Below are 23,497 nucleotides of genomic sequence, written 5' to 3'. Positions count from 1 at the left end.
CAAAAAAAGGTTGTATAAGACTAGCTTAAATTTTATTTTTAGAATAAATAAGAATAGTTTCTTTTAGAATTTAAGAATATTTATGCTATTTCTTACGTTCAATAACATAATTCACCATTAACACCAGTGAATCTTTATAAGGTGAAGACGGAAAATCTTGAATAAGTAATAATGCTTCTTGTTGAAACTGAATCATTTTTTGTTCTGCATAGGACAATCCGTTTTTATCTTTCACAAACTGGATTACTTCTCTAACTCTTTTCTTGTCTTTATTGTGATTTTTTACCGAATTAATTACCCAACTTTTCTCTTTTTTAGAACAATTATTCAGTGCATAAATCAGAGGAAGAGTCATTTTTTGTTCTTTGATATCAATCCCTGTTGGCTTCCCAATGGCATCATCTGTATAATCGAACAAATCGTCTTTAATTTGAAAAGCCATTCCAATTAATTCTCCAAATTTTCTCATTTTTTCTACTACAATGGTATCTTCAGGAACAACAGAACATGCCCCTAAAGAACAACAAGCTGCAATGAGTGTTGCTGTTTTTTGGCGAATAATTTCATAATATACCTCTTCAGTAATATCTAACCTACGTGCTTTTTCGATTTGTAATAATTCACCTTCACTCATTTCTCGAACGGCTACAGATATTATTTTTAACAAATCGAAATCGTTATTATCAATAGAAAGCAACAATCCTTTAGACAATAAATAATCTCCGACAAGAACGGCTATTTTATTTTTCCAAAGAGCATTAATCGAAAAAAAACCTCTTCTTTTATTACTATCATCAACAACATCATCATGTACTAATGTTGCTGTATGAATTAATTCGATAACCGAAGCTCCACGATAGGTTCTCTCATTAACGTTATTATTCTTGGCAACCATTTTTGCAGTTAGAAAAACAAACATAGGACGCATTTGTTTCCCTTTACGATTTACAATATAGTGAGTAATTCTATTCAGCAAGGCAACTTTTGAAGACATAGACTCACGGAACTTCTTTTCAAAAAGTTCCATTTCCTTCAAAATAGGCTGTTTTATTTGCTCAACTATTTTCATCTTAGTGGCAAAAGTAACTAAAACAAAATTTGTGACAAAACAAACGGAAACATTCTATTAACAGCATTTTGAATTTTAATTTTTATTGGCTAGTTGACCACAAGCTGCATCAATATCTTTCCCTCTACTCCTTCTTACTTTTACGACGATATTATTTCTTTCTAAAGCCGAAATGTAGTTTTCTGTTGCTTGTTCTGAAGCTTGTTGAAACTCACCATCATCTATTGGATTATACTCAATAAGATTCACTTTACAAGGAACATGTTTACAAAACTTAACCAGTGCATCTATTGAAGCTTTGTCGTCGTTAATACCTTTCCAAACAACATATTCATAAGTAACTTTACTTTTTGTTTTTCTATACCAATATTCTAAGGCTTCGCGTAAATCAGTTAAAGGAAAGTTTTTTGTGAAAGGCATAATTCGATTTCTTGTTTCCTCTATAGCAGAGTGTAATGATACTGCTAATTTGAATTTTACCCCATCATCTGCCATTTTTTTAATCATTTTTGACACTCCTGAGGTTGAAACTGTTATTCGTTTTGGAGACATTCCTAAACCCTCAGCAGATGTGATCATGTCTATTGCTTTCATTACATTAGGATAATTCATCAAGGGTTCTCCCATTCCCATAAAAACAATATTAGATAAGGGTCTATCATAATACAAACGACTTTCATTATCAATAGCTGCTACCTGATCATATATTTCTCCTGGCTCTAGATTTCTCATTCGTTTCAAACGAGCTGTTGCACAAAAATTACAATCTAAACTACAACCAACCTGACTAGAGACACATGCTGTCGTTCTAGTTTCTGTAGGAATTAAAACCGACTCTACAACTAAATCATCGTGCAAACGAACAGCGTTTTTCACAGTCCCATCTTCACTTCGTTGCATTGTATCTACTTTAATATGATTGATAACAAAGTTGTTTTCCAACATTGTTCTTGTTTCTTTAGAAACATTCGTCATGTCTTCAAAAGAATGTGCCCTTTTATTCCACAGCCATTCATATACTTGGTTACCTCTAAAGGCTTTGTCTCCATTAGAAACAAAGAACTCTCTTAATTGCTCTTTCGTTAAAGCTCTTATGTCTTTTTTTGTCGTTTGCATGCTGCAAAGTTAGGTTAAAATGTTTATTCGTTAAATTGTTAATTTGTAATTTTGCAAAAAACAATAAACCATTATGCATTTCATTTCTGAAGAATTAGAGGATTATGTAGCAAACCATAGTCAACAAGAACCTGAATTATTAGCAAAATTAAATAAAGAAACCTATCAGAAAATTTTACAGCCAAGAATGTTGAGTGGTCATTTTCAAGGCAGGGTTTTAAGCATGCTATCCAAAATAATCAATCCAAAAAACATTTTAGAAATCGGAACCTACACAGGTTATGCAACGTTATGTTTAGCAGAAGGATTAGCACAAAATGGCTCTATTGACACTATTGATATTAATGAAGAACTTTTTGATTTTCAGAAAAAATATTTTGATTTATCTCCATGGAAAGATCAAATTATTCAACATCTTGGCAGTGGAATAGATATTATTCCAACTTTAAATAAAAAATATGATTTAGTTTTTATTGATGCTGATAAAGAAAATTATATTAATTATTTCCATTTAATTATCCCAATAATGAACAAAGGAGGAATTATACTTTCTGACAATGTTTTATGGAGCGGCAAAGTAATTGAAGAACTTGACCCAAAAGATACTAGCACAAAAATATTACTGGAATATAATGCTCTTTTAAATACCGATTCGAGAATAGAAACAGTGCTTTTGCCTATTCGAGATGGTTTAACCGTTAGTAGAGCTCTTTAAACCAATTATAGGTTCTGAGAAAAATACTTTCTCAGAACTATTGCATACAATTTATAAAAAATAGTACCTGAAAAAATTCCAAAGACAAATCCAACTATAATATCCGAAGGAAAATGCAGACCAAGATATATTCTACTGTATGCAAAAATTAATGGAAAAAGAAAAACAACAAAAGCATATTTATAATACTTTCTCAAAATAAGAAATATAAAAGTCATTGTTGCCGTAGAATTGGATGCATGACCTGAGAAGAAACTAAAAGTATCGCTATGCTTCACTATTCGTATAATCTCTTTTATATCTAAATCATTACAAGGTCTTAATCTTGCAAAATTATATTTAAAAAGATTTGTAATTTGATCTGTAAACACAATTAACAAAGCAATAGTAATTAAAGCAATCCCTAATTTTTTCCACCCTATCCTTTTTTGAAGAACAAACAAGAGAATGACAAAATATGGAAGCCAATTTAACTGTTTAGTGATTAATAACCAAAAAGTATCATATTGTTGAGAACCTAAACCATTAAGGAATACTAGTAATTCTTTATCTAATTTAATAAGTTTTTCCAAAATTACATTTGTCTTTTAATTGGACCTGTTAAATTTTCAATATCTTCTTTTACTTCCTTGATTGGGTCTTGAATATCTGTAGCAACATCTTTCAAAGGATTTACCGCATTGGTTATCCCTTCTTTTGCTTTATTTATCTCTTCAGAAATTCCGTTTGTTAGTGAATTCATATCTAACCCAGAATCCTGGGCGCTTTTACTAATTTCACTTTTAATCTCATTTGTAGCATTTTTTAATTGAGCCATGGTTTTGCCCATAAATTTAGCCATTTGCGGAATCTCCTTAGACCCAAAAAGCATTAAAATGGCTACAATTATAAAAAATATCTCAGAAAAACCGATACCAAACATCTGTTGTTAAATTATTTTGAAGCAAAGTTACAAAGAAAAAATAACCTAATACCAAACATATAAAATTTGATATTAGGTTTAACTATTTTTTTATGTTTTTAGAATTATTTTTTTTCTAATTCATCAAATTTAGAAGTTACAGTTTCAGCTGGCCAAACATTATTTGTAGTGTCAATATCTGCTGTTTCTAATTTTGGATCTAATTGAATCTTAACTATCTTTTTATCTGTAGCAAAAACTCTTTTAGCAATATCGTTGTTTTTCCTCCAAATCTGAACTGGGAAAGTCTTCGTTTCTGATGTTCCATCTTCAAACTGAAGTTCAACGATAATTGGCATCATTAACCCTCCTGGTTTTTCAAATTCTACTTCATAAAAATATTTTGGATTTTTCAATGATTTTCTTTCATCTGACGAATAATTTTTAGAAACATATTCTTCTAAAATTTGAACATCTTCTACTTCAAATCCTTTTTTAGTAGCCGCATTAAATTCTTTATGATTCTCATCTACCAAATAAATAAACGGCCCCATATCTCTTAAAAACCTTCCTCTTCTGGCTACAAAATCTTTCATTTCTTGTGTTGGTTCTAAGGAAACGTAATATTGTTTCACTTCTTTAATCCCCAAATCAACATAATCTGTTGAATAAAACCACCCCCTCCAAAACCAATCTAAATCTACAGCAGATGCATCTTCCATAGTTCTAAAGAAATCTTCTGGTGTTGGATGCTTAAATTTCCATCTTTGTGCATAGGTTTTAAAAGCATGATCAAAAAGCTCTCTACCCATAATGGTTTCACGAAGAATATTTAATCCTGTAGCTGGTTTTCCATATGCATTTGCCCCGAAATTATAAATATTTTCAGAGTTTGACATTATTGGCTCAAGATATTTCTGATTCCCTTTCATATAAGGAACAATTTTATTTGCTGGTCCTCTATCTGTTGGAAAATTAGGATCAAACTCCAACTCTGTTAAATACTCTAAAAAAGTATTCAACCCTTCATCCATCCAAGTCCATTGTCTTTCGTCTGAATTTACAATCATTGGAAAAAAGTTATGTCCCACTTCATGAATAACAACGCCTAACATTCCATATTTTATTCTATCAGAATATTTTCCATCTTTATCTGGACGTCCAAAATTCCAACAAATCATTGGATATTCCATTCCTTGATCTTCTGCTGAAACAGAAACTGCTTTAGGATAAGGATAATCAAAAGTATGTTTAGAATATGTTTTTAATGTTTGTGCCACTGCCCTTGTAGAAAAATCACCCCATAATGGGTTTGCTTCTTTAGGATACATAGAAATTGCCATTGGCTTTTTAGTTTCTAATTGTACCGCCATTGCGTCTAGCATGAATTTTCTAGAAGTAGAAAACCCAAAATCACGAACATTTTCAGCCTTAAATCTCCAAGTACTTTTTTTATCAGAAAACCCTTTTTCTGCTGCTTCTGCTTCTTCTTGAGTAACAATTACAACAGGTTTATCAAATGTTTTTTCTGCCAAAGCCCATCTTTTCATTTGTTCAGCTGTAAACACATCTTTTCTATTTTGATGAACACCTGTTGCTTCCATAATATGATCTGAAGGTACAGTAATACTCACATCAAAATCTCCAAAAGTTAATGCAAACTCTCCTCTTCCCCAAAATTGCATGTTTTGCCATCCTTCAACATCACTATAAACCGCCATTCTTGGATAGAACTGAGCAATAACATATAAACGATTTCCATCATCGAAAAGTTCATATCCTGAGCGACCTCCATCAACTTGATAATTATTAATATTATACCACCATTTTATAGAGAAAGTAACTTTCCCTTTAGGTTGTAGTGGTTTATCTAAGTTAATACGCATCATGGTTTGATTTATAGTATAACTTAAATCTTTACCAGACTTGTCTTTTACTTCCTCAATATTAAATCCTCCAGCGAAAGGGGCTTCCATAAATTTTTTAGCAAATTTATCTGGCGATAAAGCAGGATCCATTCTTTCATTCTCAACTAGAGGTGATTTTGAATTGGATGCACGAACATTTTGATCCAATTGTACCCATAAATACTCTAATGCTTCAGGAGAATTATTATAGTATGTTATTGTTTCAAAACCAAATAACTTTTGATTTTTATCATCTAATTCAAGATTCATTTTATAATCTGCCTTCTGCTGATAATAAGCTGGACCTGGTGCACCCGATGCGGTTCTAAACATATTTGGTGTTGCCAACAAATCATACATTTGACGAAATTTATTTTCGTTATAATGTCCTGATTCTCTTTTCTTATCTTCAGTTTTCCCTTCTTGAGCAATCGCAAAAAAAGAAGTTGCTATCAATAAAACTGAGGAAAATAAAATTTTCTTTTTCATCTTTGGTTAATTAGTTTTAAAATTTCAAAAAAGCAGTTCTTTCAGAATTAGTTAGTAAATAACTACTTTTTTCATTATTTATAGCGGTATGCAATAAATTTTGTTGATCCGAGAACATTTCTGTTAAAACTGAATTTTCGAAACCGAAAGTAGTAATTTTTTCAGAAAAACCTACTTTTAAATAACAAATTAACACATCATTATCAATTTCAGTCCCTAAAAATTGCATTTCTACTGATTTATTATTGATTGAAACCTTCATTTTCTCTTTTAGATACTCTTTTACTAAATCTTTGGCTCCAGAAATCTCTCTATTAGATCCTAAATGTATTTTTTTATTATATCTCTTTTCAAGAGCCTTATTAAAATCATCAATAAAAATTCTTGACGTTATTTCGACTCTATTTTTCTTCTCCACGTAATCAATTTGAGTCACAGAAACATAAAATTTATGCATTGTAAAAGATGATACAACACAAAACAAAATCGTTAAATATATAATACTAGTCCTTTTTTTCATTTGACAAATGTAATGATTCTTCTCTTTCTTTGTTAAATTCATTGGCTTTAGCAATCAAATATTCTATTAACATCAATTCGTTTTCAACTTTCAAAAATTCTGCTAAATCATAACTTGGCATTTCTGAGAAAGCTAAAAATGAAACTAAATTTTCATTTTTTATTTTTAATGTAGTAACAAAAAAATGATGTGAAAAACGTTCCTTCATGTGTTCTGCAAAAGACTTTGTTTGAACATCTCTTAACCTTAGCTCTTCAAAATGTTTTTTTGCATTTTTCTTTTTATCTTTTTTCAAACCCAGTAATTCAGCAATACCAGCTCCAATAGCTATAAAATTAAAAGCAGATCCATTCGGTGCCAAATGATCTGGAGAAGTAGTTATTTTTACTCCTCTATTATATCTTTCATCACCATAATATTTGACTTTATCCATATCTATACCAGAAAATCCATAGGTTTTTATTTTTTTTGTATCTACTTCTAAAACTCCTGTTAACGTAGAAGGTGTTACAACTACTTCATTCAACTCATTCACTCTTACTTTTAATCTCACTTCAAATTCTTCTGCTCTAATATCTTTTTCTGTGAGTACATATTTTTGAGAAATAAAAGATAAACCTTGAAAAAAAAGCGTATCCTTTGCTCTTGCTTTTATAGAAAATTTCCCATCAATGTCCGATATCGCCCCTATATTGGTAGTCATGTTGAACACTGTAATATTTTCAACTTCTAAAGAATCTGCTACAATTCTACCATGAATAACTTGCCTTTCTAGACTTTGAGAAAAAACAAACTGTATAAATAATAGAAAAACAAACAAAAGATTATTTCTTCTCTTCTTTACTCTCATTTTTATTCAATTGTTTAAGTTCTATATATTCTGTTGCTAATTGTCCTAAAATAAAAGTTGCCATCGTTTTATTATCTCCTTTCATTACATTAACATATCTTGAATCTTCCACAACATAAAACAAGAAACCTTCTACATACTCTTCTGGTATTTTTAGTTTATCTACAATATATTCTTTCTGAAAAAAGTCACTTGTTTTACTTTGAAGTTGTTCTTTTCTTTCAACTTGTAGTTCTTTTTTCAACATATTTGTTCTACCGCTAATTGCATTAAGAAGACCGTCAACACTCATTCCTCCAATCGGAATTAATAACGGACTATACCATTTAAAAGTTTCTGCTGTTGCTAGTTTCCTTTCTGCTGGAGTATAGCGTATTTGCCCTTTTGGTACTATCCCTAAAGCTTCAGCATTGATATTCTTATATTTTGTTAAAGTTACTTCAGACAATTGATTAACATTAACTTCCATTGGAACAAAAACTAAGTCTTTATTGAAATCGCTAGCCTCTACAACTCTTCGATATCCTTTCAAATAAACCGCACTAAACATTAAAGTATCATTCACCTTAGCCTTAATAGTAAAGTAACCTCCTCTTTCGGAAACCACTCCCAAATCTCTAGTAATATTAATTATATGAATTTCGTCTAGATAATCTGACTCGGAAACAATTTTTCCTCTAAAAATTGAATCATTTTGAGACCAAAGAATAAAAGGAAAAAGACATAAAAGAAGTATTTTTCTATACATTTATTAACGTTTTAAAAGCTTTTTGTAAAAATAATAGAGTTTAGTCCCAATTAAATACTAATAAGATTATAAACTTTTGTTAATTGAAAATAGTAATTTTGAAAAAAAACAAAAAATGAAAAGTATAATTATTGCAAGTACATCTACACTTCACAACGGAACTTATCTTGATTATTTACTTCCAAAACTTGAAGACCATTTTAAAAAAGCATCTACAATCTTATTTATCCCTTATGCAAGACCAAGTGGAATCTCACATGATGAATACACCAACATTGTAAAAAAAGCATTTTCTTCTATAAAAAAAGATGTGAAAGGGCTACATGAATTTGAAAACCCAAAAACTGCAATTGAAAATGCAGAAGCTATTTTTACAGGTGGCGGAAATACTTTTGTATTAGTTAATGAACTTTACAGAAATAATGTTTTAGACACAATTGAAAAAGTTGTTAAAAATGGAACTCCTTATTTAGGCACTAGCGCTGGAAGCAATATTTGCGGTTTAACTATGCATACCACAAACGACATGCCTATTGTTTACCCTCCTAGTTTTAGAACTTTGGGACTAATTTCCTTCAATATTAATCCACATTATTTAGATCCAGACACCAATTCTAAGCACATGGGAGAAACAAGAGAAACACGTATCAAAGAGTTCCATGCTTATAATCCTCAACCTGTCTTAGGACTTAGAGAAGGAAGTTGGCTAGAAGTTAAAGGGGAATCTATTTTATTAAAAGGGAAACTTACTGCTAGATTATTCACACAAAACCAAAATCCAATTGAAATTGAACCAGAAACAGAACTAAATCATCTTAAATAAAAAAAAGCCTCAATTTTTATTGAGGCTTTTTTTTAGAGCGGAAGACGAGGCTCGAACTCGCGACAACCAGCTTGGAAGGCTGGAGCTCTACCAACTGAGCTACTTCCGCAGGTGATGATTCTTTTAAAACTTTCATCTAAAGTTTTGGAGCGGAAGACGAGGCTCGAACTCGCGACAACCAGCTTGGAAGGCTGGAGCTCTACCAACTGAGCTACTTCCGCAAATGATGATTCTTTTGAAACTTTCATCTAAAGTTTTGGAGCGGAAGACGAGGCTCGAACTCGCGACAACCAGCTTGGAAGGCTGGAGCTCTACCAACTGAGCTACTTCCGCTTTTGTGAGTGCAAATATACTTTAATTTTATTTTCACTTGCAATTTTTTTTTAAAAAAAATTACAATTATCTTTGTGACAGCCCCATTTCTTATCAACACTAAACTCTAATTTATTACAAATGAGAAGTTTAAAAAAATGATAGAAATTAAAAAAAAATCACCTTATAAGATTCAAATTATTAGGCTCAGCGTTTTTTATGCCCAAAAAACCACATCTCCTTGTTTCTTCAATGGCAAAATCTTGATTTCCTCATTTTGTTGATCTTCTTTAAAACAAACTTCATTTTCAATTCCAAATCTTTCAATTTTAAAAGCATTAACAAAAAAATAAAAAACTAAATTTAAATTTTGGCTTCATTTTTGAAATAGAGAATATCAAAAATTCATTATAACAAACAAAAAAACGAACAACAACAAGAATATACATTTAAAAAAACTATTTAAAAGAAAATTTATGATTAAAAAGATACTTTTAACATTCTTTTTATTTTTATTAATTAGTTGTAAAGACACCTCTACGAAATTAGCTGATGCAACTGTTAGTGATACAATAGAAACAAGCAAACTCATTCCTTCTGATGAATTTGAAACACTTAGTGATAGTTTAAAATTATACTATACAAAAAATAAAAATCATGAGATTTGGTTCAATAAAAAAAATCGTCTTGACTTGATTAATGAAATCAAAAACTCTTATCAGGACGGTCTAAATCCAAACGATTATGACTTAAAAAAAATTGAGACACTGGAAAAAAAGAGAGACTCATTAAATGAAGAAGAAATTTTCAAATATGACATTCTTTTAACAACTACATTTGAAAAACTAGCACTTCACCTTCATAAAGGAAAACTGAATCCAAAAAAACTATATAATGATTGGGATTTAAAACCCAAGAATATTTCTCTATCTTCATATCTTGAAAAAGGAATTACCTCAAAAACCATTGACAAAATCTTTAACGAAATTAAACCTCAACACTTTATTTATAATCAAATTAAAAAAAGCCTTTTAGTACTTGAACAATATCCTAAATACAATTTTAAAAAAAATAAAATAGATGACAAAATTGAAATTCATGACACCATTGATGAAATCATAACAATAAAGCAGAAGCTTGCTTATTGGAAAGATTACACAAGAAAAGACAGCATTATTACCCCAATTTATGACACTATCACTTTTATTGCGGTTAAAAAATTTCAAGCTAGAAATGGACTCAAATCTGATGGTGTAATTGGCAACGGTACTATTAAAGCATTAAATTTCACAAAAGAAGAAAGAAAAAAACAAATCATTGCCAATTTAGAACGCTGGAAATGGTTCCCAAGTGATTTTGGAGAAAATTACTTAATTGCAAACTTACCAGACTATGAAATTAATTATATAGCCAATAAAGATACGATTGCAACACACAATATAGTTGTTGGAACAGCTAAAAGAAAAACGCCAATTCTAAGTTCTAAGTTATCTAATATCATTTTCAATCCAACTTGGACAGTTCCCCCAACAATTGTTAAAGAAGACCTTACTCCTTCTGCCAAGAAAAACATTTCTTATTTTGAAAGAACAAGAATGACTATTTATGATTCTACAGGAAACAAGGTTAATCCAGAAGATTGGGATTCTGAAAAAGCAAGATCCTATCGCTATGTTCAAACTTCTGGCTATAACAATTCGTTAGGCTTAGTAAAGTTCAATTTTCCAAACAGACATTCTGTTTATCTTCACGATACTAATCATAGGGATTATTTTTCAAGAGAATACAGAGCATTGAGCTCAGGCTGTGTTCGCGTAGAAAACCCATTAGATTTATCTGAAAAAATATTAATTAATGAAAAAAACGGATTTACAAAAACAGAAATAGATACTATTATAAAAAGAAAAAACATTAAAACCGTTCCTGTTAAAAACGAGATTAATGTTTATATTTTATACTGGACCAACTGGTTTGACAAAGATGGATTACAGTTCAGAGAAGACATTTATAATCTTGATCAAAAACTTTATCATTCTTTAAGAGGCTAATTTAGATTTTTTAATATAACTTCTTGAAGGATGGTAAATAAAAAGACATGATTTATCTTTTATTAGCTCGATTAATTGCGCAGAAATTTCATTTGGAACAGCTGGACAACCTTGACTTCTTCCTAGACGTCCGTTTGATTTTATGAAACTTTCTGAAACATAATCTGCACCATGAATAACAACAGCTCGATCTCTTGCCTTATCATTTATACCATATTCTAATCCGTCTAAACGCAAAGAAAGTCCATGCTTACCTATATATGTTTCTCCTGTTGCATAGAAACCTAAACTACTTTGGTATGATTCCGATTTATTCGAAAACTCATTCGCAAACACATCTCCTGAGTTTCTACCATGTGCCACTAATGATCTCAATACTACTTGTTTTGTTTTCATATCAATCACCCACATTCTCTCTTCGTTTGCTGACAAACTAAAATCAACTATTGTTAAATACTCTTTTTCAATTATTCCTTGCTCTTTTAAACTGCTATATCCTTCAAAAGCTTTTTGGAAACTTTCAAACTTAGGTAATGAATATTTATTAGATGCTATATCGGCATAAAATGTTTTACATTTAACTTCTAGAGAAAGTTTTAATTTGGCTGCTAATAATTTCGGGTCTGTTTCATTTTCATCACCTCCATTCAATTTGGTAATAGTACCAAAGTTAAAAAACAAAAAACTTATCGCAAACAGGGTTAATAATCGGTAATTCATTGTATCAGTTGTAGTTAATATGTTGATTTAAGGATTCAAATATATCCATTTTTTTCAATGAAACAAATTTTTTTACGCTTTTAATCGGAAAAAAGTGCTTTTAATCGGTTTTAAAAATAAAACGTTAAAAAATCTATAATTTCTTTCGTACAAAATTGAATAATTTTAAATTTGCGAAAAAAGTTTCATGTATAATAACTTCATTTTCTGCACATTATTGTTCTTTGTCATGCAAAGTTCATTTTCTCAGGAAAAAAAAGCTTTTAAAGAAAAAAAGAATCTAACAGCAGAAAGAAGAGTTGAAAATATTGTTATTGACGGAAAATTAGATGAACCCAATTGGTCTAAAGCAGAAGTAGCTAACGATTTTTACACCTTCGAACCCGACAATGGCACTATTGCTCAAAAAGAAAAAAGAACTGAAGTTAAAGTACTTTATGACGATAACGCGCTATACATAGGCGCTTTATTATATGACAATGAACCTCAAAAAATTTTAAAAGAATTTACCGAAAGAGATAAAAATGGAATTGCAGATAGTTTTGGTGTTTTCATTAATGGCTATAATGACGGACAACAAGATTTTCAATTCTATGTAACTGCTTCAAATGGTCAATCCGATTGCAATTTCACTTCGCAAGATGGAGAAGATTATTCATGGGACGCTATATGGGAAAGCAAAACTAAAATTACCGATATGGGTTGGGTGGTTGAAATGAGAATCCCCTATGCTGCGCTGCGGTTTCCAAAATCCGAAGTTCAAACTTGGGGAATTAATTTTTTCAGAGAGATTAGACGTAATCGACAAAAATACACATGGTCACATATCGACAATAATATTAATTCATTTTCGCAACAAGCTGGAATTTTAAACGGAATTAAAAACATCTCTCCGCCCATTCGTCTTTTTTTAATTCCTTATGCTTCTGCCTATTACAATACGAATAAAAATGATGGTAGCGAACTAAAACTCAAAGGAGGATTAGATATTAAATATGGAATTAATGACGCATTTACACTTGATGCCATCTTGATACCTGATTTTGGGCAAACAAAATTTGACAATGTTGAATTGAATCTTGGTCCTTTTGAACAACAATTTAACGAAAATCGTCCTTTCTTTACAGAAGGCACCGATTTATTTAGTAAAGGAGATTTATTATATACTAGAAGAATTGGTGCTTCTCCTCAGTTTCCCCCTAATTTAGATAGTAATGAAATTATAGAAAACTATCCTAATACAACTAATTTACTTAATGCTTTAAAAATATCTGGCAGAAACAAAGATGGACTAGGCATTGGGTTCTTAAACGCCATAACAGAGAAAACAGATGTAACTGTTAGAAACACCATAGATAACAACACCAAACAAGTAACTGTATCTCCTTTGACCAATTATAATGTTACAGTTTTTGACCAAAGATTTAACAAAAATTCTTCGGTGACTTTTATCAATACTAATGTAACAAGAGATGGCAACTTTAGAGATGCGAACGTTACTGGTCTTGTCTTTGATCTAAACACCAAAGAAAACACCTTTAATCTTTCTGGAAAAGCAAATCTTAGTAATACCTTCGATACAAAAAACACTAATGGAATTGAATCTTCTTTATCTATTGGTGAAACGTCTGGAAAATTTCGTTTTGGGCTTGGTGGCGAATATATTTCTAAAGATTTCGACAAAAACGATTTGGGTATTATTTTTCAAACTAATTACTATAGTTATTTTAGCAATGCAAGTTATCGTATTTTATCTCCAACTAAAATCTTTAATTCTTTTAGAGTAAGTCTTTATTCCTACATGGAACATCATAATGTAACCAATAAAATTCAACAAAACAATTTCAGTTTAGACATTAATACCACATCTAAAGACAATCATTATTTTGGATTTGGTTATAGGGTTAAACCATTTGAAAGATATGATTATTATGAACCAAGAAGAGAAGGCCAGTTTTTAATTATCCCAAAACTTCAGAGCTATTGGTTAGGGTTTTCTTCCAATTACAACTATAAATTTGCGTTAGATTTGAATTTTTCTAATTTATTTTTTGACCAAAAAGGAAGATCAGATATTGAAATAAGAATCAGTCCTAGATATCGTTTCAACGATAGATTCTCATTAATTTACAGGTTTACCCCTTCTTTTCAAAAGAACAATATAGGATATATTGATTATTTAGATAATTCCAACGAAACTATCATTGCCCAAAGAAACAGAAAAACTTTTGATAATAATTTAACCAGTAAGTACTCTATTAATAGTAGAATGAATTTCAATTTATCCATTAGGCACTACTGGTCGGTTGCCGAAAATAATAAATTCTTTACTTTAGAAGACAACGGAAGACTTACAGAAAAAACAGATTATACAACTAATAAAAACTCCAACTTTAGCACTTGGAACCTAGACCTTTCCTATTCTTGGTGGTTTGCTCCTGGAAGTCAAGCCACTGTACTTTACAGAAATAATGCCGCCAACTTTACTCGTGACATTGAAGGAGACCTTAGACAAAATTTTGAAACATTATTAAATGATAATTTAAATCATACATTCTCTGTTAGTATTCGCTATTTTATAGATTACAACCAAGCCAAAAATTGGCTTAAAAAAACCTAGTCTTTCCTTAAAAATTACTTAAACGTTTTCGTAATTTATTTACATTTTGTCTAGTTGTACACTATTCAAAAAGAGTACAATTGCATATATTTGTAAAAATTGAAAGTCATGAGTAAAAAAGTAATTTTAATGATTCTTGACGGCTGGGGAAAATCTCCAGATCCAAAAGTTTCAGCAATAGATAATGCAAACACTCCTTTTATAGATAGCTTATATACAAAATATCCAAATGCGCAATTAAGAACCGATGGTTTAAATGTGGGTTTACCTGAAGGACAAATGGGAAACAGCGAAGTGGGCCACATGAATCTTGGTGCTGGACGCATTGTTTATCAAGATCTAGCAAAAATTAATCTAGCTGTAAAAAACAAAACCATTCATCAAGAAAAACCATTTATGGACGCTCTTGAATATGCCAAAAAAAACAACAAAGCAGTCCATTTCCTAGGACTAGTTTCAGATGGTGGAGTTCATTCTCACACATCTCATCTGAGAGGTTTAATCGATGTGGCTCAGGAAACTGGTGTGCAAAATATGTTTGTTCATGCTTTTACAGACGGACGAGACGTTGATCCGAAATCGGGAGCTAAATATATTGAAGATTTAGAAAATTACCTTGAGAATACTAATGCATCATTAGCTTCTATTATTGGACGCTATTATGCGATGGACAGAGACAAACGTTGGGAACGCATTAAACTAGCCTATGATTTATTAGTAAACGGAAAAGGTACTAAATCTAAAAAAGGATCTCTAAGTATTCTTGAAAGCTATAGTAATGATATTACTGATGAGTTTATACTGCCAATTACAATTGTTGATACTAATGAAAATTCGATAGCTACAATAAAAGAGGAAGATGTAGTTATTTTCTTTAATTTCCGAACAGATAGAGGAAGAGAATTAACCGAAGCTTTATCTCAAAAAGATTTTCATGAACAAAACATGCATCAATTGAATTTGTACTATGTTACAATGACTAATTATGATGACACCTATAAAAACGTTCATGTCATTTATGATAAAGATAACATTACTGAAACATTGGGTGAGGTTCTAGAAAAAGCGAACAAAAAGCAAATACGAATTGCTGAAACTGAAAAATATCCTCATGTTACCTTCTTCTTCTCTGGTGGTAGAGAAGAACCATTTAAAGGAGAATCTCGCATATTAAAAAACTCTCCCAAAGTCGCTACCTATGATCTGAAACCAGAAATGAGTGCCTTTGAACTAAAAGATGCTTTAGTTCCAGAACTTAAAAAAGGAGAAGTAGATTTTGTTTGCCTAAACTTTGCCAATGGAGACATGGTTGGGCATACAGGAGACATGAATGCAGCAATAAAAGCTTGTGAAGCTGTTGATATTTGCGTAAAAGAAGTGGTTGAAACTGCCTTAGAAAACGGCTACACTACCCTATTAATTGCTGATCATGGTAATTGCGAAACGATGATTAACCCTGACGGAAGCCCAAACACTGCCCACACAACAAATCCTGTTCCTTTAATAGTTATTGATACCGACATTAAGAGTATTAACAATGGTGTGCTAGGCGATATTGCTCCAACAATTTTAGATTTGATGAAACTTGAACAACCTGAAGTAATGACTTGTAAATCATTGTTATAAAATGAATAAATCACTTCCTTTTTTGCTTTTCGTACTACTATTATCTAGCGGTTTTATTTTATATAAATATAATAAAGACGAACGCTTCCTTAGTTATGAAGTGAATTTGAAAGAAAAAGAAGTGAAACTATATTGGAAAGACAATAACAACAACAATTTTCTAAGTATTCAAAACTTAAAAAATTGGCTTGAAACTAAAAATCAAATTCTACTTTTTGCAACGAATGGAGGAATGTATAAAAAAAACCATACTCCTCAAGGTTTATTTATTGAGGACTTTGAAATAAAAAACGACATCGATACTTTAAACGGAAATGGCAACTTTTACTTAAAACCCAATGGTATTTTTTATATTACAAATGAGAATAAAGCAATAATTTGTAATACAGAAAACTTCTCCCATCAAAAAAATATAAAATACGCAACACAATCAGGACCAATGTTAATTAGCAACAACAAGATACACACAGCTTTTAAAGAAGGCTCAAAAAATCTAAATATTAGAAATGGAGTTGGCATATTAGAAAATGGGAATGTTGTTTTTGCTATGTCTAAAAAAGAAATTAATTTTTATGATTTTGCTTCCTATTTTAAAAAATTAGGTTGCAAAAGTGCATTATATTTAGATGGTTTTGTTTCTAGGTCATATTTTCCAGAAGAAAACTGGATACTAACCGATGGCAATTTTGGTGTAATAATTGGTGTAACAAACAAATAGATTCATGATAAAAAAAACAATATTAATTGCAGCTCTTTCACTAGTAATGAGTTGCTCTGTTCACACTAAAGGGCAAGACGGCACTCCAGGAAAACCAGGCATTAATGGTCAGAATGGAGAAAATGGAAAAGATGGAGAAGATGGAAAAAGCATTATAGGCATTAATTTAAACAAAAAAGAAACTCACAAAGAAATTACCGAAGGTATTCTAGTGGGTGCTGCAAAAATGATAGATTTACAGCAAGCTCCATTCAATGAATGGTTCAATAACGGATATAACGAATACCAAGCCAATGACACAATAATTAAAGAAATTAAAAAATATAGTAAAGATTATCATATTACCATTTTCATGGGAACTTGGTGTGAAGACAGCCAAAACCAAGTGCCAAAATTTTATAAAATTCTAAAGCAATTGGATTTTCCTTTAAAGAAAGTAACTTTAATCACAATGAAAAGAGATAAAACAACTCCTGAAGCCTTTGAAAAAGGAATAAACATTACAAATGTTCCAACTTTTATATTCTATAAAAACAAAATCGAAACAAATAGAATTGTTGAATCGCCAGTTGAAAGTTTAGAACAAGATTTTCTTAACATTGTTTCTGGTAAGACTTACAAACACATCTATACTGATTAATATTAAATTTCAAGAGGCTGTCCAAAAAGTAAGGACAGCCTTTTTTTGTTGTATTTTTCTCTAAAATTAGTATCTTAGAATTGAGACAAAAATACACAATGGCTAAGATAGTTTTTAAAAATCAAACAGGCAATTCTCCAGAGTTATTTCCTATCAATATTTTCGATAGAATACCGCAAAACCATCCAGTTCGCTTAGTGGAACAAGTTGTTAATCAGTTAGATATAAGTGAAATATTGAAAAAATATAAAGGAGGTGGTACTTCAGCTTACCATCCAAGAATGATGATTAAGGTTTTGTTTTACAGTTATTTATCTAATGTATATTCTTGCAGAAAAATTGCAAAAGCACTTCAGGAGAACATTCATTTTATGTATATTTCGGGCAACTCGACTCCTGATTTTAGAACGATAAACGATTTTAGGGGTAAAGTTCTAAAAAATCACATTCAAACTCTTTTTGCAGAAGTGGTAAAAATGTTGGTTGAAATGAAATATGTAAGCCTAGATGTTCAGTATATTGATGGTACAAAGATAGAATCTAAAGCTAATAAATATACTTTTGTATGGAGAGGCTCCATTGAGAAATATAAAGAAAAACTAGAAATTAAAATTAGTCATATTTTATCAACTATTGAAAATAGTATTCAATCTGATAATCAAGAACTAAATATAGAAGAATTACCAAAATCAATAGATTCGGAAAGATTAAAAGAAAAGCTTTCGATTCTTAATAAAAAGCTCAAAATGCCTACCAAAAAGCAGGAAAAAGAGTTACAAAAACTTCAAGAGGAGCATCTTCCAAAGCTTGAAAAATATGAAAAAGACTTAGCTACAATGGAAAATAGGAACTCTTATAGTAAAACGGATCCCGAAGCTACCTTTATGAGAATGAAAGAAGATCATATGAAAAACGGTCAATTAAAACCCGCTTACAATCCGCAAATATCTACAGAAAATCAATTCATTACACATGTATCTGTTCATCAAACAACAAATGACACTACAACCTTAAGTTCTCATCTTGAAGGTTTTGAAAAAGCTTATCAAAAACAGAGCAAGGAAATCGTTGCAGATGCAGGTTATGGCAGTGAAGAAAATTATCAAATGCTTGAAGAAAAAAAGGCTGATGCTTATGTTAAATACAACTATTTTCATCAAGAACAAAAAAGAAAGATAAAAAACAATCCTTTTCTTGTTCAAAACTTATTCTACAACGAAGAACACGATTTTTATGTTTGTCCAATGGGGCAAATTATGCAAAAAACAGGAGTAGGAAAACGTGAAACCAGTACTGGATATGAATCACAAATTACATATTATCAAGCCAAAAGATGCCAAGGATGTCCTTTACGAAGTCAATGTCATCAAGCAAAAGGTAATAGAATTTTATCAGTCAATCATCGATTAAATGAATTAAAAGAAAAAGCAAGAAAGCTACTAATGAGTGAAAAAGGACTAAAACATCGAAGTAAACGTCCAATAGAGGTAGAAGCAGTTTTTGGTCAACTTAAAAGCAATAATAAATTCAATCGATTCACAATGAAGGGATTAGAAAAAGTAACATTAGAGTTTTTACTAATGGCCCTTGGACACAACTTTAGAAAAATGAATGCATTCAAGACAGACTTGCCAAAATTTGTTTTCAAAACCAAAATTCACACTTATCTAGCCTATTTTAAAACTAAAATTTGCCTTGTTAAAGTAACTCAAAGTTATTTTGCTATTATTTTTTCTTCAAAACAAAATAGCTTAAAAATAGCTACATAAAAAAAGCTGTCCTTTTCGGACAGCCCCTTTTTTATATACAATTATTAATTAAAAGTTAAACTTTTAAAAGTTAATAGTATTACTATTATATTTGCATTCATAATATTCAAAACATGAAAGATCTACTTGCTAATTTAAATATAACAGTAAATGACAAACTGTTTGTAAAGAATCCTGAAACGTCAGATTTAGGAAAAAAAATAATTCAAAATAGCATTTTCCTCATCGATGAAATTGGTTTCGATGCATTTACATTTAAAAAACTAGGAGAGAAAATTGGTTCCAATGAAAGTTCTATCTATAGGTATTTTGAAAACAAGCACAAATTATTATTATATTTATCTTCTTGGTATTGGTCTTGGGTTGAATATAAACTAGTGTTCTCTACTACTAATATTTCTGACCCAATTGAAAAATTAAATAAAGCAATTGTTATTATTACAGAAGAAGTTAAAGATGATATTTCAACCAGACACATTGATGAGTCTATTTTGAATAAAATTATAATCTGTGAGTTTACAAAAACGTTCTTAACAAAAGAAGTGGATGAGGAGAACAAAGAAGGCTTTTTTATAGTTTATAAAAATGTCATTAATCGATTAATAGCAATGATTCAAGATGTAAATCCAAAATATAAGTATGCTAAAACTCTTGCTTCTTCCATCGTAGAAGGTTCTTTGCATCAACATTATTTAAAAGAGCATTTTATAACTATTACAAATGCTTCTGAATCTGATTGTTTATCTGAATTTTATATTGACTTAACTAAAAAAACACTTGTATGAAACCATTAGAAAGATTTAAAAACTTAATCTTATTGGACAAAAGAGATATTTATCAAATTATACTTTATTCTCTTTTCGGAGGGTTAATTAGCTTAACCCTTCCTCTTGGTATTCAGTCCATTATAAATTTTCTACAAGCAGGAAAACCTTCTACTTCTTGGGCAATTCTTGTTATTGTTGTGGTGGTAGGTGTTATCCTTGGCGGTATATTTAAAATTATGCAATATCGCATTTCTGAAAACTTGCAACAAAAAATATTTGTACGCTCGTCTTTTGATTTTGCTTATCGTTTTCCAAAAATCAAACACGATCAATTATACAATCAATACCCTCCAGAGTTGGCGAATCGTTTTTTCGATACTTTAACCGTTCAAAAAGGATTTTCTAAATTATTATTAGACATATCGACAGCTATTCTTCAAATAATCTTCGGAATGATTTTACTTTCTTTATATCATTCGTTCTTCATTATTTTTGGTTTCATTCTAACTGGTTTGCTTTATCTTATTTTTAAAGCTAATTTCTCAAAAGGTTTAGAAACTAGTTTGAAAGAATCAAAATATAAATATAAAGTAGCCCATTGGATTCAAGAAATTGCTAGAAATCACCTTAGCTTCAAAAACCAAAATTTATTCAATTTTTCATTAAACAAAAACGACGATTTAGTTAGTGATTATTTAGAATACAGAGAAAAACACTTTAAAATATTAAAAAGACAATTTGTTCAATTAGTTGGTTTTAAAACCATTATAACTGCTGGACTTTTAATTGTTGGTGGACTTTTAGTGTTAAATCAACAAATGAATATTGGTCAATTCGTTGCTGCAGAAATTATTATTTTAACCATAATAACTGCGGTTGAAAAATTATTTGGTGGTTTAGAATTGTTTTATGACGTGTTAACATCATTAGAGAAATTAGGTGCTGTTGCCGACTTAGAAATTGAAAAGAATAACGATCAACAAAACTTTATGATCGATAATAATGAGCCTATTACTATTGAAGTGAAAAATTTAACTTACAAATATCCAAATTCTGATGTTTGCATTTTAAACGGCATTAACTTAATCGTGAAACCAAATGAACGATTAGTTATTAAAGGCGAAAATGGTTCTGGAAAAACTACCTTAATTAGACTATTAGGCAAAATATTAGATCCTACTTCGGGAGTACTTTTCATCAATGATGTAAATATTAATAAAATTGACATTCAAAATTATCGTTCCAGAACCGCTTTAGTTACTTCTAGTGATAGTACATTTGAAGGTAGTATTTTAGATAATATTATCTGTAAAAACAAAGACATTACAATTAATGAAATTAATTTTGTTCTTGATAAAGTAAAACTAACCGAATTTATAAAATCGCTACCTTTAGGGTTGGATACACCTTTATTTCCAGACGGAAAACAAATTAATTCGTCTGTTGTGCAAAAAATAATCATTGCCAGAAGCATTCTCTCTAAGCCAGAAATTATTTTATTAGAAGATCCATTAACCAAAGTTGACAATAATCAATCGGAAGAAATTATTAAGTATATAATGGATAAAAAACATCCTTGGACAGTTATTATAACCAACGGAAACAAAGATTGGGATAAGTATGCTACTAAAACCATCACATTAGAAAAAGGTCAAATTGCTTAATTATTAAAAACTAAAAAATGCTAAACATCACAAAAAACAGAGTTGATAGTAATTTTGATTTTTCAAGATTCAAATCGAACATCGTCTTTGCAGATAACAAAAGCTATGTAGTGATTCGAAAAATAATTATTGCAGTAGCCATTATATTGTTCTTGTTTTTGTTTCTTCCTTGGACGCAAAACATCTCGGGAACTGGATTTGTAACCACGCTAAAACCCAACCAAAGACCTCAAAATATTCAAACTGCTATTGCAGGAAGAATAGAAAAATGGTATGTGAATGAAGGTGATTTTGTCAAAAAAGGAGATACTATTCTGTTCATTTCGGAAATTAAAGAAGATTATTTAGACCCTAACTTGGTGCAAAACACAGGAAACCAAGTAAAAGCAAAAGAAAATGCAGCTAGTTCCTATGCTTCAAAAGTGAGAGCTTTAGAAAGTCAAATGTATGCTATTGAAAACGAAAAAGGACTAAAATACAAACAAGCGCAAAACAAATTAAAACAAGCCTATCTTAAAGTTAAAAGTGACAGTATCGATTTACAAGCGATTAAAACTCAGTTAAAAATTGCAGAAACACAATTCAATCGTGCTATTAATCTAAACAAAGAAGGCTTAAAACCATTAACCGATGTTGAGGAGAAAAGAGTGAAGCTTCAAGACATGGAGGCAAAAATAATTACACAAGAAAATAAATATTTGGCAAGTCAAAATGAAATTCTAAACGCAACAATGGAGCTCAATCGAATTTCGGCAGAATATGCAGAAAAAAGTGCCAAAGCAAGCAGCGACAAACAAACTGCATTAAGTTCGCAGTTCGATACGGAAGCGCAAATTGGGAAACTAAAAAACCAATATACGAACTACCAAATTAGAAACGGTTTATATTATATTACAGCTCCGCAAGATGGCTATATAAATAGAGCCATACAGTCTGGTATTGGCGAAACTATAAAAGAAGGTACTTCTATTGTGAGTATTATGCCTGCTCAATTTGAGATTGCTGTAGAAACTTATATTGATCCTGTCGATTTCCCATTAATAAACAAAGGTCAAAAAGTTAGAGTATGGTTCGATGGCTGGCCTACGATTGTTTTTAGTGGCTGGCCTGGAGCTTCCTACGGTACATTTGGAGGTGTAGTCGTTGCTAAAGAGAGTTTCATTAGCGAAAACGGGAAATATAGAGTTTTAATTGCTCCAGACAAAGAAGAAAAAAATTGGCCAAAACAGTTGAGTATTGGTGCAGGAACACAATCGATTGCACTTTTAGAAGACGTGCCTATCTGGTTTGAAATATGGAGAACTTTAAACGGTTTTCCTCCAAATTTTTACAAAGCAGACGAGAAGAACAATAAAGATAAAAAGAAATAACTGAAACGATACTAAAGGCTTCTATGCGTTCCCTATTCCTGCTGTTCACGCTATCTTTGCAACCGTTTAAAGGTTGCAAAGGATGCTGTTTCCATCAGGGTTAGC

19 protein-coding genes, 3 tRNA genes and 1 pseudogene are annotated in these 23,497 nt (G+C 30.7%); 11 read left to right on the top strand and 12 right to left on the bottom strand.

Annotated elements, in window-relative coordinates:
• Positions 1 to 85: 85 nt before the first annotated feature.
• Positions 86 to 1,069, bottom strand: a complete 984-nt coding sequence (locus ACZ49Z_RS10135) for a polyprenyl synthetase family protein (RefSeq protein ID WP_464304203.1) — start codon at positions 1,067 to 1,069, stop codon at positions 86 to 88.
• Between the two features lie 75 nt (positions 1,070 to 1,144).
• The gene (gene rlmN / locus ACZ49Z_RS10130; RefSeq protein WP_464304202.1) at positions 1,145 to 2,185 is read right to left on the bottom strand and encodes a dual-specificity RNA methyltransferase RlmN; all 1,041 of its coding nucleotides are present in this window, start codon (positions 2,183 to 2,185) and stop codon (positions 1,145 to 1,147) included.
• A 73-nt stretch (positions 2,186 to 2,258) separates the two neighbouring features.
• Here rlmN and ACZ49Z_RS10125 point away from each other — a divergent pair, with 73 nt between their 5' ends.
• Entirely contained in the window at positions 2,259 to 2,900 is a 642-nt protein-coding gene (locus ACZ49Z_RS10125; protein WP_464304201.1) for an O-methyltransferase, read from the top strand.
• A 5-nt stretch (positions 2,901 to 2,905) separates the two neighbouring features.
• Here ACZ49Z_RS10125 and ACZ49Z_RS10120 read toward each other — a convergent pair whose 3' ends face one another.
• The 6 genes from ACZ49Z_RS10120 to ACZ49Z_RS10095 form a co-directional block, all read right to left on the bottom strand.
• The gene (locus tag ACZ49Z_RS10120; RefSeq protein ID WP_464308063.1) at positions 2,906 to 3,475 is read right to left on the bottom strand and encodes a phosphatase PAP2 family protein; all 570 of its coding nucleotides are present in this window, start codon (positions 3,473 to 3,475) and stop codon (positions 2,906 to 2,908) included.
• Complete coding sequence (locus ACZ49Z_RS10115) at positions 3,475 to 3,822, bottom strand: Sec-independent protein translocase subunit TatA/TatB (protein ID WP_464304200.1); 348 nt, start codon at positions 3,820 to 3,822, stop codon at positions 3,475 to 3,477. The genes ACZ49Z_RS10120 and ACZ49Z_RS10115 overlap by 1 nt, the downstream gene beginning before the upstream one ends.
• Positions 3,823 to 3,926: 104 nt before the next feature.
• Positions 3,927 to 6,197 carry a M1 family metallopeptidase gene (locus ACZ49Z_RS10110; RefSeq protein WP_464304199.1) on the bottom strand — a complete coding sequence of 757 codons (2,271 nt, stop codon included), beginning with the start codon at positions 6,195 to 6,197 and terminating at the stop codon, positions 3,927 to 3,929.
• A gap of 16 nt (positions 6,198 to 6,213) precedes the next feature.
• On the bottom strand, positions 6,214 to 6,654 hold the full coding sequence (locus ACZ49Z_RS10105; protein WP_464304198.1) for a DUF6702 family protein: 441 nt from the start codon (positions 6,652 to 6,654) through the stop codon (positions 6,214 to 6,216).
• Positions 6,655 to 6,700: 46 nt separating this feature from the next.
• Positions 6,701 to 7,567 (bottom strand): carboxypeptidase-like regulatory domain-containing protein, encoded by an 867-nt coding sequence (locus ACZ49Z_RS10100; protein ID WP_464304197.1) that lies wholly within the window; start codon positions 7,565 to 7,567, stop codon positions 6,701 to 6,703.
• Entirely contained in the window at positions 7,542 to 8,315 is a 774-nt protein-coding gene (locus ACZ49Z_RS10095) for a hypothetical protein (protein WP_464304196.1), read from the bottom strand. The genes ACZ49Z_RS10100 and ACZ49Z_RS10095 overlap by 26 nt, the downstream gene beginning before the upstream one ends.
• A 115-nt stretch (positions 8,316 to 8,430) precedes the next feature.
• On the opposite strand from ACZ49Z_RS10095, the gene pepE reads away from it, so the two are divergent.
• Positions 8,431 to 9,138, top strand: coding sequence for a dipeptidase PepE (gene pepE / locus ACZ49Z_RS10090; RefSeq protein WP_464304195.1), 708 nt, complete (start codon positions 8,431 to 8,433; stop codon positions 9,136 to 9,138).
• A 36-nt stretch (positions 9,139 to 9,174) separates the two neighbouring features.
• Here the strand turns inward: pepE and ACZ49Z_RS10085 are convergent.
• From ACZ49Z_RS10085 to ACZ49Z_RS10075, 3 genes are all read right to left on the bottom strand, one after another.
• A tRNA-Gly gene (locus ACZ49Z_RS10085) sits at positions 9,175 to 9,247 on the bottom strand.
• Between the two features lie 36 nt (positions 9,248 to 9,283).
• A tRNA-Gly gene (locus ACZ49Z_RS10080) sits at positions 9,284 to 9,359 on the bottom strand.
• A 36-nt stretch (positions 9,360 to 9,395) separates the two neighbouring features.
• A tRNA-Gly gene (locus tag ACZ49Z_RS10075) sits at positions 9,396 to 9,471 on the bottom strand.
• A gap of 455 nt (positions 9,472 to 9,926) precedes the next feature.
• Between ACZ49Z_RS10075 and ACZ49Z_RS10070 the strand changes: the two genes are divergently transcribed.
• A complete protein-coding gene (locus ACZ49Z_RS10070) occupies positions 9,927 to 11,498 on the top strand; it encodes a L,D-transpeptidase family protein (RefSeq protein WP_464304194.1) in 1,572 nt (523 codons plus the stop codon).
• Here ACZ49Z_RS10070 and ACZ49Z_RS10065 read toward each other — a convergent pair.
• Positions 11,487 to 12,218 carry a murein L,D-transpeptidase catalytic domain family protein gene (locus ACZ49Z_RS10065; protein WP_464304193.1) on the bottom strand — a complete coding sequence of 244 codons (732 nt, stop codon included), beginning with the start codon at positions 12,216 to 12,218 and terminating at the stop codon, positions 11,487 to 11,489. The two genes, ACZ49Z_RS10070 and ACZ49Z_RS10065, sit on opposite strands and share 12 nt — an antisense overlap.
• Positions 12,219 to 12,405: 187 nt before the next feature.
• On the opposite strand from ACZ49Z_RS10065, the gene ACZ49Z_RS10060 reads away from it, so the two are divergent.
• From ACZ49Z_RS10060 to ACZ49Z_RS10025, 8 genes and pseudogenes are all read left to right on the top strand, one after another.
• Positions 12,406 to 14,838 carry a DUF5916 domain-containing protein gene (locus ACZ49Z_RS10060; RefSeq protein WP_464304192.1) on the top strand — a complete coding sequence of 811 codons (2,433 nt, stop codon included), beginning with the start codon at positions 12,406 to 12,408 and terminating at the stop codon, positions 14,836 to 14,838.
• 108 nt (positions 14,839 to 14,946) lie between these two features.
• Positions 14,947 to 16,464 carry a 2,3-bisphosphoglycerate-independent phosphoglycerate mutase gene (gene gpmI / locus ACZ49Z_RS10055; RefSeq protein ID WP_464304191.1) on the top strand — a complete coding sequence of 506 codons (1,518 nt, stop codon included), beginning with the start codon at positions 14,947 to 14,949 and terminating at the stop codon, positions 16,462 to 16,464.
• Between the two features lies 1 nt (position 16,465).
• Positions 16,466 to 17,182, top strand: coding sequence for a phosphodiester glycosidase family protein (locus tag ACZ49Z_RS10050; RefSeq protein WP_464304190.1), 717 nt, complete (start codon positions 16,466 to 16,468; stop codon positions 17,180 to 17,182).
• A gap of 4 nt (positions 17,183 to 17,186) precedes the next feature.
• Positions 17,187 to 17,822, top strand: coding sequence for a thioredoxin family protein (locus ACZ49Z_RS10045; protein WP_464304189.1), 636 nt, complete (start codon positions 17,187 to 17,189; stop codon positions 17,820 to 17,822).
• A gap of 98 nt (positions 17,823 to 17,920) precedes the next feature.
• A pseudogene (locus ACZ49Z_RS10040) lies at positions 17,921 to 19,432 on the top strand (IS1182 family transposase); the annotation flags it as partial.
• A 272-nt stretch (positions 19,433 to 19,704) separates the two neighbouring features.
• Positions 19,705 to 20,376, top strand: a complete 672-nt coding sequence (locus ACZ49Z_RS10035) for a TetR/AcrR family transcriptional regulator (RefSeq protein WP_464308032.1) — start codon at positions 19,705 to 19,707, stop codon at positions 20,374 to 20,376.
• Positions 20,373 to 22,022 (top strand): peptidase domain-containing ABC transporter, encoded by a 1,650-nt coding sequence (locus tag ACZ49Z_RS10030; protein ID WP_464308031.1) that lies wholly within the window; start codon positions 20,373 to 20,375, stop codon positions 22,020 to 22,022. Before ACZ49Z_RS10035 ends, ACZ49Z_RS10030 begins: the two co-directional genes overlap by 4 nt.
• 17 nt (positions 22,023 to 22,039) lie before the next feature.
• Positions 22,040 to 23,392 carry an HlyD family secretion protein gene (locus ACZ49Z_RS10025; RefSeq protein WP_464308030.1) on the top strand — a complete coding sequence of 451 codons (1,353 nt, stop codon included), beginning with the start codon at positions 22,040 to 22,042 and terminating at the stop codon, positions 23,390 to 23,392.
• The last annotated feature ends 105 nt before the right edge of the window (positions 23,393 to 23,497 follow it).

The sequence above is a fragment of the Flavobacterium sp. KY-23415 genome, assembly GCF_055384985.1.
Note: the sequence above shows the minus strand (reverse complement) of the source record. Positions and strands in the feature narration are given on the sequence as shown.

What these genes read in the sequence shown, in the direction of transcription:
- ACZ49Z_RS10135 (WP_464304203.1), bottom strand. Translation starts at nt 1,069, where the DNA reads ATGAAAATAGTTGAGCAAATAAAACAGCCTATTTTGAAGGAAATGGAA.
- rlmN (WP_464304202.1), bottom strand. Translation starts at nt 2,185, where the DNA reads ATGCAAACGACAAAAAAAGACATAAGAGCTTTAACGAAAGAGCAATTA.
- ACZ49Z_RS10125 (WP_464304201.1), top strand. Translation starts at nt 2,259, where the DNA reads ATGCATTTCATTTCTGAAGAATTAGAGGATTATGTAGCAAACCATAGT.
- ACZ49Z_RS10115 (WP_464304200.1), bottom strand. Translation starts at nt 3,822, where the DNA reads ATGTTTGGTATCGGTTTTTCTGAGATATTTTTTATAATTGTAGCCATT.
- ACZ49Z_RS10110 (WP_464304199.1), bottom strand. Translation starts at nt 6,197, where the DNA reads ATGAAAAAGAAAATTTTATTTTCCTCAGTTTTATTGATAGCAACTTCT.
- ACZ49Z_RS10105 (WP_464304198.1), bottom strand. Translation starts at nt 6,654, where the DNA reads ATGCATAAATTTTATGTTTCTGTGACTCAAATTGATTACGTGGAGAAG.
- ACZ49Z_RS10100 (WP_464304197.1), bottom strand. Translation starts at nt 7,567, where the DNA reads ATGAGAGTAAAGAAGAGAAGAAATAATCTTTTGTTTGTTTTTCTATTA.
- ACZ49Z_RS10095 (WP_464304196.1), bottom strand. Translation starts at nt 8,315, where the DNA reads ATGTATAGAAAAATACTTCTTTTATGTCTTTTTCCTTTTATTCTTTGG.
- pepE (WP_464304195.1), top strand. Translation starts at nt 8,431, where the DNA reads ATGAAAAGTATAATTATTGCAAGTACATCTACACTTCACAACGGAACT.
- ACZ49Z_RS10070 (WP_464304194.1), top strand. Translation starts at nt 9,927, where the DNA reads ATGATTAAAAAGATACTTTTAACATTCTTTTTATTTTTATTAATTAGT.
- ACZ49Z_RS10065 (WP_464304193.1), bottom strand. Translation starts at nt 12,218, where the DNA reads ATGAATTACCGATTATTAACCCTGTTTGCGATAAGTTTTTTGTTTTTT.
- ACZ49Z_RS10060 (WP_464304192.1), top strand. Translation starts at nt 12,406, where the DNA reads ATGTATAATAACTTCATTTTCTGCACATTATTGTTCTTTGTCATGCAA.
- gpmI (WP_464304191.1), top strand. Translation starts at nt 14,947, where the DNA reads ATGAGTAAAAAAGTAATTTTAATGATTCTTGACGGCTGGGGAAAATCT.
- ACZ49Z_RS10050 (WP_464304190.1), top strand. Translation starts at nt 16,466, where the DNA reads ATGAATAAATCACTTCCTTTTTTGCTTTTCGTACTACTATTATCTAGC.
- ACZ49Z_RS10045 (WP_464304189.1), top strand. Translation starts at nt 17,187, where the DNA reads ATGATAAAAAAAACAATATTAATTGCAGCTCTTTCACTAGTAATGAGT.
- ACZ49Z_RS10035 (WP_464308032.1), top strand. Translation starts at nt 19,705, where the DNA reads ATGAAAGATCTACTTGCTAATTTAAATATAACAGTAAATGACAAACTG.
- ACZ49Z_RS10030 (WP_464308031.1), top strand. Translation starts at nt 20,373, where the DNA reads ATGAAACCATTAGAAAGATTTAAAAACTTAATCTTATTGGACAAAAGA.
- ACZ49Z_RS10025 (WP_464308030.1), top strand. Translation starts at nt 22,040, where the DNA reads ATGCTAAACATCACAAAAAACAGAGTTGATAGTAATTTTGATTTTTCA.